General features: G+C 66.4%; 14 protein-coding genes. 10 read left to right on the top strand and 4 right to left on the bottom strand.

Going from position 1 to position 15532, the window contains the following annotated elements; translation table 11 throughout:
• Positions 1–37: 37 nt before the first annotated feature.
• From dapF to A3E77_RS06295, 5 genes are all read left to right on the top strand, one after another.
• Positions 38–844, top strand: coding sequence for a diaminopimelate epimerase (gene dapF / locus A3E77_RS06275; RefSeq protein ID WP_293644234.1), 807 nt, complete (start codon positions 38–40; stop codon positions 842–844).
• Positions 841–2193: a MiaB/RimO family radical SAM methylthiotransferase gene (locus A3E77_RS06280; RefSeq protein ID WP_293644236.1), complete on the top strand. Its 1353-nt coding sequence runs from the start codon at positions 841–843 to the stop codon at positions 2191–2193. Before dapF ends, A3E77_RS06280 begins: the two co-directional genes overlap by 4 nt.
• Entirely contained in the window at positions 2190–3116 is a 927-nt protein-coding gene (gene ftsY / locus A3E77_RS06285; protein WP_293644238.1) for a signal recognition particle-docking protein FtsY, read from the top strand. Before A3E77_RS06280 ends, ftsY begins: the two co-directional genes overlap by 4 nt.
• The gene (locus A3E77_RS06290; RefSeq protein WP_293644240.1) at positions 3113–3784 is read left to right on the top strand and encodes an inner membrane-spanning protein YciB; all 672 of its coding nucleotides are present in this window, start codon (positions 3113–3115) and stop codon (positions 3782–3784) included. The genes ftsY and A3E77_RS06290 overlap by 4 nt, the downstream gene beginning before the upstream one ends.
• Positions 3785–3865: 81 nt before the next feature.
• Positions 3866–4438 carry a urate hydroxylase PuuD gene (locus A3E77_RS06295; protein WP_293644242.1) on the top strand — a complete coding sequence of 191 codons (573 nt, stop codon included), beginning with the start codon at positions 3866–3868 and terminating at the stop codon, positions 4436–4438.
• A gap of 198 nt (positions 4439–4636) precedes the next feature.
• Here A3E77_RS06295 and A3E77_RS06300 read toward each other — a convergent pair whose 3' ends face one another.
• From A3E77_RS06300 to A3E77_RS06315, 4 genes are all read right to left on the bottom strand, one after another.
• Positions 4637–5188, bottom strand: coding sequence for a gamma carbonic anhydrase family protein (locus A3E77_RS06300; RefSeq protein ID WP_293644244.1), 552 nt, complete (start codon positions 5186–5188; stop codon positions 4637–4639).
• Positions 5185–7434 (bottom strand): spermidine synthase, encoded by a 2250-nt coding sequence (locus A3E77_RS06305; RefSeq protein WP_293644246.1) that lies wholly within the window; start codon positions 7432–7434, stop codon positions 5185–5187. Before A3E77_RS06305 ends, A3E77_RS06300 begins: the two co-directional genes overlap by 4 nt.
• A gap of 7 nt (positions 7435–7441) precedes the next feature.
• Positions 7442–8440, bottom strand: a complete 999-nt coding sequence (gene hemB / locus A3E77_RS06310; protein WP_293644248.1) for a porphobilinogen synthase — start codon at positions 8438–8440, stop codon at positions 7442–7444.
• A gap of 127 nt (positions 8441–8567) precedes the next feature.
• Entirely contained in the window at positions 8568–10112 is a 1545-nt protein-coding gene (locus tag A3E77_RS06315) for a M23 family metallopeptidase (protein ID WP_293644250.1), read from the bottom strand.
• A gap of 271 nt (positions 10113–10383) precedes the next feature.
• On the opposite strand from A3E77_RS06315, the gene A3E77_RS06320 reads away from it, so the two are divergent.
• The 5 genes from A3E77_RS06320 to A3E77_RS06340 all read left to right on the top strand — a co-directional run.
• Positions 10384–13167, top strand: coding sequence for a helicase-related protein (locus A3E77_RS06320; RefSeq protein WP_293644258.1), 2784 nt, complete (start codon positions 10384–10386; stop codon positions 13165–13167).
• Positions 13167–13526, top strand: coding sequence for an RNA-binding S4 domain-containing protein (locus A3E77_RS06325; RefSeq protein WP_293644252.1), 360 nt, complete (start codon positions 13167–13169; stop codon positions 13524–13526). The genes A3E77_RS06320 and A3E77_RS06325 overlap by 1 nt, the downstream gene beginning before the upstream one ends.
• Positions 13527–13641: 115 nt before the next feature.
• Entirely contained in the window at positions 13642–13980 is a 339-nt protein-coding gene (gene fdxA / locus A3E77_RS06330) for a ferredoxin FdxA (protein WP_179493858.1), read from the top strand.
• A gap of 196 nt (positions 13981–14176) precedes the next feature.
• Positions 14177–14827, top strand: a complete 651-nt coding sequence (gene clpP, locus A3E77_RS06335; protein ID WP_293644254.1) for an ATP-dependent Clp endopeptidase proteolytic subunit ClpP — start codon at positions 14177–14179, stop codon at positions 14825–14827.
• 180 nt (positions 14828–15007) lie between these two features.
• A partial coding sequence (locus tag A3E77_RS06340; protein ID WP_293644256.1) for a ClpX C4-type zinc finger protein occupies positions 15008–15532 on the top strand: 525 nt, incomplete at its 3' end.

Below are 15532 nucleotides of genomic sequence, written 5' to 3' on the forward strand. Positions count from 1 at the left end.
TAGACTTCGCGGTCTCGCGCCCTTACATGCGCGAGCTATGGCAGACCGCTTCACCAAGATGCACGGCCTTGGCAACGACTTCGTCGTGATCGACGCGCGCGAACAGGGCGTCGAGATGACGCCTGCGCGCGCCCATGCGATTGCCGACCGCCGCCATGGCATCGGATGCGATCAGCTGATCCTGCTCGAACCATCCACAAGCGCCGACGTGAAGATGCGGATCTTCAACGCCGACGGCGGCGAGGTCGAGGCATGCGGCAACGCGACGCGCTGTGTTGCGACGCTGATCGGCAAACCCGCGGTGATCGAAACACTCGGCGGGATGCTGCGCGTCACGCCCGCCGACGGCGGCGCCGAAGTGACGCTGGGCGAACCCATGTTCGACTGGGAGCATATCCCGCTGGCGATGCCGATGGACACGCGCGACATGCCCGTCGCGTGGGACGAGCTGGAACGCGGAGCCGCCGTCAATGTCGGCAATCCGCACATCGTCTTTTTCGTCCCCGAAGCCGATGCCGTGGCGCTCGACGATCTGGGCCCGCGGATCGAAACCGACCCGCTGTTCCCCGAACGCGTCAACGTGAATGTCGCAAGCCTTGACGGCGAAAACCAGTTGCAGCTGCGCGTGTGGGAACGCGGCGTGGGGCTGACGCAGGCGTGCGGCACCGGCGCATGCGCGACCGCTGTCGCGGCCATCCGGGCGGGCCTGGTCCAGTCGCCGGTGACGGTGTCGCTGCCCGGCGGCGACCTGATCATCCGCTGGGCGCCCGGCCAGCCGATCGTGATGAGCGGCGCCGCGACGCGTGTTTACGACGGCGAGACCGATTGGGCGCAGTTCGGATGAGCGCCAAGGTTTTGGACGGCCCCGAGGTCGTCAATTTCGGATGTCGGCTGAACATTGCCGAGGGCGAAGCTGTTCGTGCCGCCGTCAAGGCTGCGGGCGCTCGCGACACGATCGTCTTCAACAGCTGCGCGGTGACCGACGAAGCGGTCCGGCAGGTCCGACAAGCGGTGCGGCGGGCGCTGCGTGAGCGGCCGGGCGCCGAGATTGTAGTGACCGGGTGCGCGGCCGAACTGGAACGCGAGGCCTTTGCCGCGATGGGCGCGCGCGTGGTGTCCAATGACGCGAAGGGCTTGGTCGGAAGCTATCGCTCCTCCTCTCCTCTGTTCCCCCGCGAAGGCGGGGGTCCATCTCCCGCCGTCGCATCGTCGAACGAACGGCGGCGGAAAGACGATAGCGTAAGCGATGGGCCCCCGCCTTCGCGGGGGAACACGGATTCTTCCAAATCCGCGCCTTATGCCCCCGCCCTGTCGGGCGCCGACCATGCGCGCGCCTTTCTTGGCGTCCAGACGGGCTGTTCGCACAGCTGCACCTTTTGCGCGACGGTATTGGCGCGCGGAACGGCACGATCGGCAAGTGTCGACGCGGTGGTCACAGCCGCCCGCACCGCCCTCGACCGCGGGCAGCGCGAGATCATCCTGACGGGGGTCGACCTTGCCAGCTATGGCGACGACAGCGGCACGACATTGGCCGCGCTGGTCGAGGCATTGCTGGCGCTCCCCATCGAACGCCTTCGCCTGTCGTCGCTCGACCCCGACCGCATCGACGCGCCGCTGTTCGCGCTGCTGACCGAACAGCCGCGCGTGATGCCGCATGTCCATCTGTCGTTGCAGGCGGGCGACGATATGGTCCTGACGCGGATGAAGCGCCGTCACCGCCGCGCCGACGCCGTCGCGCTGACCCGGCGATTGAAGGCCGCCCGCGCCGATATCGCGATCGGCGCCGACCTGATCGCGGGCTTTCCGACCGAGGATGACGCGATGTTCGCCAATTCCCTGGCGCTGATCGACGATTGCGACATCGTTTTCGGCCATATCTTTCCATACAGCCCGCGCGCCGGGACCCCCGCGGCGCGGATGCCGCAGGTGGGGCGCGCCCTATCGCGCGAGCGCGCCGCAATCCTGCGCGACGCCAATGCCCGGCGTCGGCAGGACTGGCTCGATACGCAGGTCGGCCGCACCGCGTCGATGCTCGTCGAGCGCGACGGCGTCAGCGGCCACGCGGAAAACTTCGCGTCGCTGGCGCTGACCGCGCCCGCACCGCCCGGCACCATCATCGACGTGCGCCTGATCGCGCGCGACGGCGACCGGATGGTCGCCGCCCCCACCCAGACAAAGGATATCGCAGCATGACCGGCCAAAGCTGGAGCGAAAGGCTGCTCGGCGGATTTCGCCGGACCTCCGAACGGCTCGGCGAAAATCTCGCGGGGCTGACCGGCAAGGCGCGGCTCGACGAGGAAGATCTCGACCGCATCGAAGAGGCGCTGATCACCGCCGACCTGGGGCCTGCGATGGCGGACCGTATCCGCGGCCGCCTGGCCGACCGCCGCGATATCGCCGCGAACGGCACCGAGGAACTGCGCAAGGTCGTCGCCGAAGAGATTGCGGCGGTGTTGCGCCCGGTGGCGGAGCCGCTCGATATCGATGCCTTTCCGCGACCGCAGGTGATCCTGGTGATCGGGGTCAACGGGTCGGGCAAGACGACGACAATCGCGAAGCTTGCGCATCTGTTCCAGGAACAGGATTATGGCGTGATGCTTGTCGCGGGCGACACGTTTCGCGCCGCGGCGATCGGGCAATTGAAGGTCTGGGCCGAACGGCTGGGGGTGCCGATCATGGCGGGCCCCGAGGGCGGCGACAGCGCCGGCATCGTGTTCGACGCGGTGAAGCAGGCGACGGCGACGGGCATCGACGTACTGATCGTCGACACCGCCGGGCGGCTTCAGAACAAGCGCGAGTTGATGGACGAGCTTGCCAAGATCAAGCGCGTGCTCGGCCGCCTGAACCCCGCGGCGCCGCACGACGTCGTGCTCGTGCTCGACGCGACGACGGGGCAGAATGCGCTGTCGCAGATCGACGTGTTCCGCGAGGTTGCGGGGGTCACCGGGCTGGTGATGACCAAGCTCGACGGCACCGCACGCGGCGGCGTGCTCGTATCCGCGGCCGAGCGCCATGGGCTTCCCATCCACGCGATCGGTATCGGCGAAACGATCGATGACCTTCGCCCGTTCGATGCCGACGAGATAGCGGGCATCATTGCAGGAAATATAAGATGAGCGACGTGCTCCCCTCTGGCCCCGAAGCCGTTCCCGCGCCGCCGCCCGCGAAGCATGGCTGGCTGAACTTCGCGATCGATTTCGGGCCGCTGCTCGTCTTTTTCCTTGCCTATCGCTTCTCGTCGGGCGGCGAAGGCGCGTTCGCCGCGACGACCGCGGCGATCAAGGGCACCGTCGCCTTCATGGTGGCAATCGTCATTGCGATGGCGGTATCGAAATGGAAGCTCGGCAAGATTTCGCCGATGCTGTGGATGTCGAGCATCCTTGTCCTCGGCTTTGGCGCGCTCACCATATGGTTTCACGACGAACGCTTCATCGTGATGAAGCCGACCATCATCTATGGCGCCTTTGCAACTCTGCTGCTTGGCGGCTGGTGGTTCGGCAAGCCGATGCTCAAATATCTGCTGCAATCGGCGCTCGAAGGCCTCACCGACCGCGGCTGGCTGCTCCTGTCGCGCAACTGGGGGATTTTCTTCGCGGCGCTCGGTATCGCAAACCATGTGATGTACGAGATGATCCAGGCGAAACAGATGAGTTTCGACCTGTGGCTGACGATCAAGGTCTGGGGCGTCACCGCCTTGTCCTTCCTCTTCACTTTCAGCCAGGTGCCGGTGATGCTGAAGAATGGGCTGGCCGTCCCCGACGAAGCGGCGACCGACAAAAGTTGATGCATTTCCCCGCCGCGCTGGCATAGCTGCGTCACCGGCACCGGGTCGCACGCGGCGCCGCGATAAACAGGGGGAACTGCCATGGACAAATTTTTCGGAAACCTGCACGCCGTGCTCGGTGCGGGCCTGGTGCTCGCGATCATCCTGATGCTGGGCCTCAACGGCCAGAATTTCGAGGACGGGATCGCCGCGGGCAACGCGATCATGCGCTGGCTGCACACCTTCTTTGGCGTGCTGTGGATCGGCCTGCTCTATTATTTCAACTTCGTCCAGATGCCGACGATGCCCAAGATTCCCGCCGAGCTGAAACCCGGCGTGTCAAAGCATATCGCGCCCGCCGCGCTGTTCTGGTTCCGCTGGGCGGCGCTGCTGACCGTGCTGCTGGGCGTCGCGATCGCCGGTCACGCCAAATATCTGGCGCCTGCGCTGGGCTTGCAAGACCCCTATAAGCTGATCGGTGTCGGGATGTGGCTGGGGCTGATCATGGCGTTCAACGTGTGGTTCGTGATCTGGCCGAACCAGAAAAAGGCGCTGGGTATCGTCGAGGCCGACGATGCGGCCAAGGCAAAGGCCGCGAGAACGGCGATGATCTTTTCGCGGACCAACACCTTGCTGTCGATCCCGATGCTCTATGCGATGGTGAATTTCAGCTGATCTGAACAAATCCTTCCTCCTTGATGGGGGAAGGACACGGAGCCTTGTCGCGCAGCGACTAGGCGAAGTTGGATGGGGGGTGATGGTGCGTCCTTGCAGCGTCCTGTCATGACGAAACCGCACCCCCACCGCTGCGACTAGGCAGCAAGCTGCCAAGTCTCACTGCCTCCCCCATCAAGGGGGAGGATAAGGTGGGTGTTATTCGCCCTCCACCGCTGCTTTGTGCATCCGGCCGTTCATCACATAATGGGCGACGCCCATCTGCATTCCGGCCGCCTGGGCGTCGTCGATCTCGCGCACCCGGCGCGCGGGCGACCCGGCCCACAGCTCGCGATCGGGGATTTCCTTATTCTCGGTCAGCAGCGCGCCCGCGGCGAGCATCGCGTCGCTGCCGATGCGGCAGCCGTTCATCACCGTGGCCTTCAGGCCGACGAACGCCCGGTCCGCAAGAATGCAGCCATGCACCATCGCCATATGTCCGATCAGCACATCTTCGCCGATGATCGTCGGAAAACCGTCGGGCCGGTGCGGCATCGGGCCGTCGCAATGAACGACGCTGCCGTCCTGGATGTTCGACCGGGCGCCGACGACGATGCGGCTGACATCGGCGCGCAGCACGCAATTATACCAGATGCTGACGTCCGGCCCGATCGTCACGTCGCCGATGATCCGGCATCCGGGCGCGATAAAGGCACTGGGGTCGATCTGCGGCGTCTTGCCATTGACGGTGATGATGCTGACGTCGTTCATTCGTCGCGACCTCCGATGATATTTTTCCAGATCAGGACCGGCAGCGTCGAGGCATAATCGTCGGTCCAGCGATCAAAATGCGCGCGCCCGGCGAGCGGCACCCAGGCCCCATCGGCGTAGCTGTCGTTGCGCGGCCGGATGCCGCCCGTCAGTTCGGCCATCCGTTCGGGCGTCGCGGTCAGCGCGACCCAGTTCGACCCGGTCAGGTCGGCATAATCGTCGCCGACCGGGCCGGGGTCCATGCGGATGGCCGCCGTCCAGCCGCGGACCCGCGCCTCTTCCGCCAGCACGGGTTCGAGCCCGAAAAAGCGGTTGGAAATATGGATGAGCAAGATGCCGTCGGGCTTCATCGCACGCGCATAAATGCCGATCGCCTCGCTGGTCAGCAGATGCAGCGGGATCGCGTCGGACGAAAAAGCGTCGATGACGATGATGTCGAACCGCCCCGCCGGCTGCTGCGCGATCTGGAGCCGCGCGTCACCGATGACGATCGGCGTGTCGCCCGCGCAATCCGACAGGAAGGTGAATTTCGACGGGTCGCGCGCGATGTCGACCATGACCGGGTCGATTTCGAAAATCGTCCAGCGCTGGCCCGGTTTCCGGTAACAGGCGAGCGTGCCGGCGCCCAGCCCGACAATCCCGATCGACGCGTTCGGCCCCGCCAGCGCTTCCGCCCGGTCGAGCGTCAGCCCGACGCCCGACTGATGCCCGTAATAGGTGGTCGGATCGCGGCGGTGCGCGGCGTCGGTGCGCTGGAGCCCGTGCAGCGTCGTCCCATGCGCCAGGCGCCGCTGGTTCGATGCGGGATAGTCGGTGACCGTATAGACACCGAAATAGCTGCGCACGCGCGCCCCGGTGAAACTTTCCTGGATCGTGTCCCAGCCGCCGACGCCGATCATCAGCAGCGCCAGAACCGACACAAAGGCCCAGCGCCAGCCGATCACGAGCATCCCGATGACGAAGATCGCGATGCCCCAGCCGGCAACGCCGTCGTCGAGCCGCCCCGTCCAATCACCGACCATATGCCAGCTTGCGAAAGCCGCGACGACGACAAGCAGGACCGTGACGGCGCGCGTCGTCTTGGCCTCGAGCCCCAGCCATTTATCCCAGGGGAACAGCGCAGGCAGCGGCAGCAGCATCGCCGCGGCGAGGATCAACAGCGGATGTTCATACACCCAGTCGAAGATCAGCGGCGCAAACAGGGCCGCGAAAAGCCCGCCGAGGACGCCGCCCGCCGACATGACCAGATAGAATAGGGTCAGATATTGGGGCGCGGGGCGGAGATGATAGAGATAGCCGTGCAGCGCGACCGCGACGATGAACAGCATCGCCAGGCTGGCAAGCGCAACCATCATCGACCCGCCGCCCGAACTGAGCAGCCCGAGCCCGCCCACCGACAGGAGGACAACGGGCGCGAGCAACGTGATGATCTGCGTCGGGCGCTCCATCGTCGAAAAGGCGATGACGAAGCTGAGCAGATACAGCCCCAGCGGCAACACCCACAGGAGCGGCATCGCGACAATATCGGTGGTGAGGTGCGTCGTCGTCGACAGCATCAGGCCCGACGGCACCGCGGCGATCAGCAGCCAGTGGAGTTGCCGCCGCAGCGACGGGCGCGGTTCGTCGGTGACGGCGGCGTGGACTTCGGCGCCGCCATGCCAACGCGCCGCGGCCGCCCCGGCGGCAAGCAGCACGAGCAACGCATAACCCGCGGTCCAGCCCCAGCTCTGGGCGGCCAGCGGCATGGCCGGTTCGACGAGCGCGGGATAGCTGAGCAGCCCCGCAAAGCTGCCAAGGTTCGACGCAGCGTAAAGATAATAGGGGTCGCCCGCGCGCGCGTCGGCGGCAAACCAGCGTTGCATCAGCGGCGCCTGCGCCGAGACGACGAAAAAGACGGGACCGATCGAGGCGAGCAGGAGCAAGGGCACCCACAGCGCCTCTTGCCCCGGTCCGGGGGCTGCGATCTGGGCGATGCCGATGGGAAGCCACAGCGCCGCCACGAGGAAGAGCGCAAGATGGATCACCGCCTGGCGCCGCACGGTGAAGCGCCCGAGCCAATGCGCATAGGCATAGCCGCCGAGCAGCAGCGCCTGATAGACGAGCATCGCGCTGTTCCACACCGCCGGCGCGCCGCCCAGCTTGGGCAGCACCATCCGCGCGACCATCGGCTGGACGAGGAACAGCAGGAAGCTGCCGACGAGGATCGTCAGCACGAACAGCCAGCGGCGCGGCGACGCGGAGGTCATCACGCGATCAGGCGCCAAGCAGCCGCGCCGCGTGCAGGGCATGATAGCTGAGCACCCCCGACGCCCCTGCGCGGCGGAAGGCCAGCAGGGTTTCGAGGACGAGCGCGTCGCGGTCGCCCGCACCCGCCGCGGCGGCGGCCTCGATCATCGCATATTCGCCCGACACCTGATACGCGTAGACCGGCACCGCGAAATTGTCCTTCACCGCGCGCACGATGTCGAGATAGGGCAGCCCGGGCTTCACCATCACGCTGTCAGCACCCTCGGCGAGATCCTGTGCGACTTCGCGCAGCGCCTCTTCGGAATTGGCGGGGTCCATCTGATAGGTTTTCTTGTCGCCCTTGAGCAGCCCGCGCGAGCCGACCGCGTCGCGGAACGGGCCATAGAAGGCCGAGGCATATTTTGCAGCATAGCTCATAATCTGGACGCGACCGAAGCCTTCGGCTTCCAGCGCCTGCCGAATCGCGCCGATGCGGCCGTCCATCATGTCGCTGGGGGCGATGATGTCGGCGCCGGCGCGCGCCTGGTTGAGCGCCTGCCCGACCAGAACTTCGACCGTTTCGTCGTTGAGGACATAGCCCGCCCCGTCGATCAGCCCGTCCTGCCCGTGGCTGGTATAGGGGTCGAGCGCGACATCGGTGAGCACGCCGATCTCGTCACCGAGCGCCTGCTTGATCGCGGCGGTCGCGCGGCACATCAGATTGTCGGGATTGAGCGCCTCGCCGGCATCTTCGCTGCGCCGGTCAGGCTGCGTATAGGGAAAGAGCGCGAGGCACGGGATGCCCGCCGCGACGGCGTCTTTCGCGCGGTCGACCAGCCGGTCGACCGACCAGCGCGACACGCCGGGCAGGCTCGATATCGGTTCCTCGGCGCCCGATCCGTCGCACACGAACAGCGGCCAGATCAAATTGGCGGGCGACAGATGCGTTTCGCGCACCATCGCACGGCTCCAGCCGGTGCGGCGGGTGCGGCGCAGGCGCAGGTCGGGAAAAACGGCTTGGGTCATGCGCGGTGCATAGCGAGGTGCGGGCGCGGGGCAAATGGATATTGGCCGATTCAAGGAAGCCCGAGCACCGTTCCTATCGAGCGCAGTCGAGACACAAACGGATTTAGACGATGCTCGCTCTAGGGCGTCAGATCCCGCCCTCGGCGCGCTTCGACGCGACGTCGGCCAGGCTGCCGAGCTTCGGCCCCTCGACCTGCTTCGGCGCGATCGGGGTCAGCGCAGCGCCCGGCGCGATCGACGTCAGCGACCGAATACGGGCGCGGAAATCGGCGAGCGCCTTGCCCTCAAGCAGCGCGCGCGTGACGAAGGTCACCGACGAAGGATTGACCGCGCGGCCGTTGCGATACAGTTCGTAATGGAGATGCGGGCCGGTCGACAGTCCGGTGGAACCGATATAGCCGATCACCTGTCCGCGATTGACGCGCTGGCCCGAACGCACCGCGATCCGGCTCATATGACCATAGCCCGAGCCGAGACCATTGCCGTGGTTGAGCTTTACATAATTACCGAATCCGCCGTGGCGCCCCGCGATGGTCACGACGCCGTCGGTGACGGCATAGATGGGCGCACCATAGCCGCCGCCGAAATCCATGCCGCTGTGCATCCGCTTGTAACCGAGGATCGGATGGCGCCGCATCCCGAAAGTCGAGGTCACGCGGCCGTTGGTCGGCCGCGCCATGCCGCCGCGCTGTTCGCCGACGCCCGACGCCTCGAACCACTGGCTGCGCCCGCCGGCGTTCCATTCGAGCATCGACAGCTTCGGTTTGCCGCCGCGGATCAACCCGGCGTAGAGCAGCTTGCCGGTCTCGCTCTCGCCCGTCTCGGCGCGGCGATAATCGACGATGATGTCAAATTCGTCATCGGCGCGAATGCCGCTGCCGACCGAAATCTGCTGGCCGATGACGCGCAGATAGGACTGGATCGCCTGGGGCGGCGCCCCGGCGGCGCGCGCCGAGCGATACAGGCTGTCGCCGACGCGCCCGCGGATACGCAGCGGCGTTGCATCGACCGCGATCGGGATGCGCCGCATCACCAGCTGCCCGCCCTGCCGCTCCATCTCGATCCTGAGGTCGAAGCGCGCGCGCATCGCGAGCGCATCGACCGGGCGCGGCATGGTGCGCGCGGCGCGGCGACCAAGGATCAGGTCGATGCGCGTGCCCGGCGCGATGTCGGCGAGCGGCACCGCGCCCGAAACCTGGCGGGCAAGCGCCTGTGCCTCGTCACTGCCGACGCCCGAACGTTCGAGCAGCCGGGCGAAGCTGTCGCCGTTGCCAAGCGTCGCGGTGAGTTCGATCTGCGGCCGTTCGGGGGTCTGGGTCAGCGGACGCACCGCGTCGGTCGCCGCCATGTGCCGCCCGGTATCGCCGCCCAGCGCCAGCGGCACGATCATCTGCGCGCGCGCTTCATTGAAATCGGCGGCGTCGAGCGCGGGCTGGCCGCTGACTTCGAGCGGCTGGATGCCGGGGAATGTCGCGATGGCCGTCCCACACAGCAGGGTTAATGTCGCCAGGCCCCGCCACCATTCGGCCGAGCCGATGTTGTCGCCCAGGTCGGGCACGAGGTCGATCTGTGCCAGCCGGTCGCGCCAGCCGATCTGCGCTTCGGCATCGGAATCGCCGTGCCGCAGCGGGATCGCTTGCGACATCGTGAGGGCGGCCGCATTGCCGGACATCCCCGCGATGGGTTCGTGACGCTGAAACAAATTGCAACCCCCGCTCGGCAAGCCTCCCTAACCCGGCCGCCGAATGATATTTCGAGCCGTTGTCTGTAAAGAAAGGTCGTTAAAGTCAATTTAATGGCCGCTTTGGTGGCGCCGGTTGCGGCAAGGCGTGTGGGTGTTGGGATAATATGCAAGTCGCGACCAAAAATCGGCCTTGGTCCTGCCATTCGACGATCGCCTGTTGCGCGTCGGCCGCGCCCATGCCAGCTTGGCGGCCAAGAAAATGACATCACCCTCTTCCCAGCCGGTCAAGGCTGTCCTTGGCCCCACCAATACCGGCAAAACCCATTTGGCGGTCGAGCGCCTGACCGCCCATTCGAGCGGCATGATCGGCTTTCCGCTGCGCCTGCTGGCGCGCGAGGTTTACGACCGCGTCGCCCAAATCAAGGGTGCCGCGCAGGTTGGCCTGATAACCGGCGAAGAACGGATCCTGCCGCCCGACGCGCGCTACCTGCTCGGCACGATGGAGGCGCTGCCGGTCGAGCGCGATGTCGCCTTCGTCGGGATCGACGAGGCCCAGCTCGGGGCCGACCCCGAACGCGGCCATGTCTTCACCGACCGGCTGCTGCGCGCACGCGGGCGCGAGGAAACGATGATCCTGGGGTCGGCGAGCATAAGAGGGCTGGTCAAGGGACTCGTGCCTGAAGCCGAGATCATCACCCGGCCGCGCTTTTCGACCTTGAGCTATGCGGGCTCGTCCAAGCTGTCGCGCCTGCCCAAGCGATCGGCAATCGTCGCTTTCTCCGCCGAGGAAGTTTATGCGATCGCCGAAATGCTGCGCCGTTTTTCGGGCGGCGCCGCGGTGGTGATGGGCGCGCTCAGCCCCAAGACGCGCAATTCGCAGGTCGCGATGTTCGAGGCCGGCGAGGTCGATTACCTCGTCGCCACCGACGCGATCGGCATGGGGTTGAACCTCGACGTCCAGCATGTCGCCTTTGCCAGCTTGCAGAAATTCGACGGCCGGCGCCTCCGCCGCCTGACGATTTCGGAGATGGCCCAGATCGCGGGACGGGCCGGTCGCCACCAGCAGGACGGCGGATTCGGCACCGTCGGCCTGCCGCAGGGGGGTTTCACGCCCGAAGAAGTCGCCGCGATCGAGGGCCATCATTTCCCGCCGCTTCCCAACCTGTTCTGGCGCAACCCGACGCCGGGGTTCGGTTCGCTCGAGCAATTGCTGTCCGACCTTGCGCAGCCGCCGACCCAGCCGATGCTGCGCCCGGCACCGGAAGCGGTCGATATTGCGGTGCTCAAGCATCTGGCCGGCGATATGGAGGTGCGCGCGCGCGGCGGCGACTTCGATGCGGTCCAGCGGCTGTGGGATGTGTGCGGCCTGCCCGATTTCGAGCAATTGGGCGCCGAACATCACAGCCGCACCGTGTTCAAGCTGTGGCAATGGCGCACCAGCGGCGACGGGATGATCGACCCCGACTGGTTCGCGCGCCGCCTGGAACGGCTGAATGATGTCGAGGGCGATATCGACCAGCTGGCGAGCCGCATCGCCGCGGTCCGCACGCTCTGTTTCATCGCGCAGCGCGGCGACTGGATCGCGGGCGCGGCGGGATGGACCGAAGCGACGCAGGCGCTCGAATCGCGCCTGTCCGACGCACTGCACGCCGCGCTCGCGCAGCGTTTCGTCGACCGCCGACTCGCGCTGCTGCTCCGCGATGCGGGGCAGCGGGACGCGGCGCTGCCCGTTGCCGTGGGCGCCGACGGCACGGTTGCGGTCGATGGCGAGGCGATCGGGACGCTGACGGGTTTCCAGTTCAGGGTCGATCCGGTCGCCAAGGCGAGCGATCATCGGATGCTGCTGGCGGCGGCGGAGAAGCATTTGCGCGCCGAACTCGCACGCCGCGCAGTCGCGCTGGCCGAAGGCGACGACAGCACGCTGTCGCTGGTCGCCGAACCGGGTGCGCGCCCCCGCCTCGCCTGGCACGGCCACCCCATCGCGTCGCTTGCGCGCGGACCGACGCTAGTCCAGCCCGCGATTCAGATCGACCCGTCGCTCCGCCGACTCGAACTGCACCAGGTGCAGGCGATTGCGGAACGGCTGCAACGCTTTGTCGCACAGCAGCTCGCGCGGCACGCCGGACCGCTCGCCGCGATGGGCGAAGCCGCAGGCGACCTGTTCACCCCGCCGCGCATCCGCGCGCTGCTCGCCGCCCTCACCGATAACAGCGGGATGATCGGCCGCGCGGCGGTCGAGGACCAGCTGGCGGCACTGACGCCAGAAGAGCGGCCGCAGCTGCGCAAGCTCGGCTTCACCATTGGCTCGCTCGACATTTTCCACCCGCTGTTGCTCAAACCCGAAGCGGTGCGCTGGCGCGCCGCGCTGGTCGCGGCGCAGCAAGGCAGCCCGGTGCCCGCGCTGCCGCCGCACGGCGCGGTGCTGCAAAAGACCGGCAGCCATGGGGGGCTTTCGATTGCGGGGTTCCGCCGCTGCGCCAATGGGTGGCTGCGCATCGACATGGCCGAAAAGCTGGCGCGCCAGGCCCATGCCGCCCGGATGCAGGCCGCCGCGCCGCCGACCGCACCGATCGCCAGTGCCGCCGACGATCATCACGACGAGCCCGAAGCGCATGAGGAGCATGAGGGCGTCGCCGCCATCCCGCCGCCCGGCTTTGTCATCGACCCCGCACTGGCGACCTCGCTCGGACTCGACGAGGAAACGCGCCGCGCGCTGCTCGGTAGCTTCGGCTTTCGCAGCGTCGGCGAACCCGCGCTCGAGCGCTGGCGCTGGTCGGGGCTGCGCAAGCCCGACAAGCGGCCCCGCCGCAAGGCGCAGCGCAAGAATGCGGGCGGACCGCCCCGCGCGCCCGCAAATGGCGAAGCGCGGCGCCCGCCGGCGCAGCAGGCAAAGGGCAAGCGAGGCAAGCCCAAGGCGCCGCGCGTCGATCCCGACCGCGCGCCCCGCCTGGAACGCACTGACCGCCCCGCCCGCCGCGGCCCGTCACCCAACAGCCCCTTCGCCGGGCTCGCCGCGCTGCTGGCCGAGAGCCGCAAGGACTGATGACAAGCCCCGGCGCCGCAGGAAGCATCCGGCTGGACAAGCTGTTGTGGTTCCTGCGCTTTGCCCGATCGCGCAGCATCGCCCAGGCGATGGTCGCGGCCGGGCATATCCGGCTCGATGGACGACGCATCACCCGGTCGTCATGCGCAGTTCATGCGGGTGCGACGCTAGTGCTGCCGATCGGCGAACGCATCGAGGTCATCCGGCTGTTGTCGCTGCCGCTGCGCCGCGGCCCGGCGGCCGAGGCGCAGGCCTGCTATGCGCGGCTTGCCCCCGGCCCCGCCGATCCCACGTCGCCTGCTATCGACGCCGATGGAAATGCTTTGCACCCCGAACGCCCCGATCCGCCTATCCAATGAGAGTGATTCGCAACTGTCGCTTAGCGTTGACGCACCGCCGTCACGCGGCATAGAGGCGAGCCGGTATTGAGAGTTTGACGGCCCGTTCGCCGTCATGAGAGGGAGCCGAAAACCCATGACCTATGTCGTCACCGATGCCTGCGTCCGGTGCAAATATATGGACTGTGTCGAGGTGTGCCCCGTCGACTGTTTCTATGAGGGCGAGAATATGCTCGTCATCAATCCGAACGAATGCATCGACTGCGGCGTGTGCGAACCCGAATGCCCGGCCGAGGCGATCCTGCCCGACACCGAGAGCGGGCTTGAAAAGTGGCTCGAGGTGAACAGCAAGTTCAGCGCCGAATGGCCGAACATCACGGTCAAAAAGGAAACCCCCGCCGACGCCGACGAATATAAGGGTGTCGAGAACAAGTTCGAGACGCTCTTCTCGCCCAATCCGGGCGAGGGCGACTAACCCCCGAATTGAACAATCCAGTCGGGGCGGGTTTTCCCGCCCCTTCTTTTTCGACGCCACGCGATCCTCCATCGGGACGCACCGCGTCATTTGCCCCCTTGAAACCCTTCCCCTTGCCGACGATGTAGAATGCCGGAGGGGCCAGCCCGCCGGATTCTCCGCCGCGGCATCCCGGAAACATAAGGACGAAATCCCCATGATCGACCCGCTCGCAGCCCTGGTTCCCGTCGTCGTCGAACAGACGAGCCGCGGCGAACGCAGCTTCGACATCTTTTCCCGTCTGCTGCGCGAACGGATCGTTTTCGTCACGGGCGAGGTCGAAGACCAGATGGCCTCGCTGATCGTCGCCCAGCTGTTGTTCCTCGAATCGGAAAATCCGAAGAAGGACATCTACATGTATATCAACTCGCCGGGCGGCGTCGTCACGGCGGGCATGGCGATCCACGACACGATGCAATATATCCGTCCCCGCGTCGGCACCGTGTGCATCGGTCAGGCGGCGTCGATGGGCAGCTTCCTGCTCGCCGCGGGCGAACCCGGAATGCGCGTCGCGCTGACCAACGCCCGCGTGATGGTCCACCAGCCGTCGGGCGGCGCCCGCGGCATGGCGTCGGACATCGAAATCCAGGCCAAGGAAATCCTGCGCATCCGAAAGCGGATGAACGATCTTTATGTCAAATATACCGGCAAGTCGTTGAAAGATATTGAAAAAGCGATGGACCGCGACACCTTCCTCGAAGCCGACGAGGCCAAGGAATTCGGCCTGGTCGACCATGTGTACGACCGCCGCCCCGGCCTGCCCGGCGACGATGCGGCAAAGGACGTCAGCGAAGGCCCGACGCCCTGAGTCGTTGAGGTTGGGGGAGCGGGCGGTAGGGCTTAACCGCGTTTGTTGACGCCCGCTTGGCGCCTCGATGCTAAGCGGAACATTGCGCCCATGTCACCCAATTGCCATATTGTAATTGGGTGACCGGGGACTAGGATAAAGGCGGCGTCGCCCCTTCTTGGCCGCGCCATAGGAAGATTTATGACGAAATTGAGTGGCTCGGACAGCAAGAGCACCCTTTACTGCTCCTTCTGCGGCAAGTCGCAGCACGAAGTCCGCAAGCTGATTGCCGGGCCGACCGTTTTCATCTGCGACGAATGCGTCGAGTTGTGCAACGACATCATCCGCGAAGAAATCAAGGGCGGCATCGCCGCGCGCAAGGATGGCGCGGTGCCGACGCCGCTGGAAATCTGCCAGCATCTCGATTCCTATGTCATCGGCCAGAACACCGCCAAGCGCGTGCTGTCGGTCGCGGTGCACAACCATTACAAGCGCCTTGCGAACAGCGGTCGCGGCGAAGATGTCGAGCTGGCGAAATCGAACATCCTGCTCGTCGGCCCGACCGGCAGCGGCAAGACGTTGCTGGCCCAGACGCTCGCGCGTTTCCTTGACGTGCCCTTCACCATGGCCGATGCGACGACGCTGACCGAGGCCGGTTATGTCGGCGAAGATGTCGAAAATATCATCCTGAAGCTGCTCCAGTCGTCCGACTATAATGTCGAAAAG

It is taken from the genome of Sphingopyxis sp. RIFCSPHIGHO2_12_FULL_65_19, from assembly GCF_001830555.1.
Lineage (GTDB): Bacteria > Pseudomonadota > Alphaproteobacteria > Sphingomonadales > Sphingomonadaceae > Sphingopyxis.

Excerpts from the sequence above, each read along its gene's own strand:
- A3E77_RS06300 (WP_293644244.1), bottom strand. The coding sequence starts at position 5,188 with ATGAACGACGTCAGCATCATCACCGTCAATGGCAAGACGCCGCAGATC.
- A3E77_RS06280 (WP_293644236.1), top strand. The coding sequence starts at position 841 with ATGAGCGCCAAGGTTTTGGACGGCCCCGAGGTCGTCAATTTCGGATGT.
- fdxA (WP_179493858.1), top strand. The coding sequence starts at position 13,642 with ATGACCTATGTCGTCACCGATGCCTGCGTCCGGTGCAAATATATGGAC.
- ftsY (WP_293644238.1), top strand. The coding sequence starts at position 2,190 with ATGACCGGCCAAAGCTGGAGCGAAAGGCTGCTCGGCGGATTTCGCCGG.
- A3E77_RS06290 (WP_293644240.1), top strand. The coding sequence starts at position 3,113 with ATGAGCGACGTGCTCCCCTCTGGCCCCGAAGCCGTTCCCGCGCCGCCG.
- hemB (WP_293644248.1), bottom strand. The coding sequence starts at position 8,440 with ATGACCCAAGCCGTTTTTCCCGACCTGCGCCTGCGCCGCACCCGCCGC.
- A3E77_RS06320 (WP_293644258.1), top strand. The coding sequence starts at position 10,384 with ATGACATCACCCTCTTCCCAGCCGGTCAAGGCTGTCCTTGGCCCCACC.
- A3E77_RS06305 (WP_293644246.1), bottom strand. The coding sequence starts at position 7,434 with ATGACCTCCGCGTCGCCGCGCCGCTGGCTGTTCGTGCTGACGATCCTC.
- A3E77_RS06295 (WP_293644242.1), top strand. The coding sequence starts at position 3,866 with ATGGACAAATTTTTCGGAAACCTGCACGCCGTGCTCGGTGCGGGCCTG.
- clpP (WP_293644254.1), top strand. The coding sequence starts at position 14,177 with ATGATCGACCCGCTCGCAGCCCTGGTTCCCGTCGTCGTCGAACAGACG.
- A3E77_RS06325 (WP_293644252.1), top strand. The coding sequence starts at position 13,167 with ATGACAAGCCCCGGCGCCGCAGGAAGCATCCGGCTGGACAAGCTGTTG.
- A3E77_RS06315 (WP_293644250.1), bottom strand. The coding sequence starts at position 10,112 with ATGTCCGGCAATGCGGCCGCCCTCACGATGTCGCAAGCGATCCCGCTG.
- dapF (WP_293644234.1), top strand. The coding sequence starts at position 38 with ATGGCAGACCGCTTCACCAAGATGCACGGCCTTGGCAACGACTTCGTC.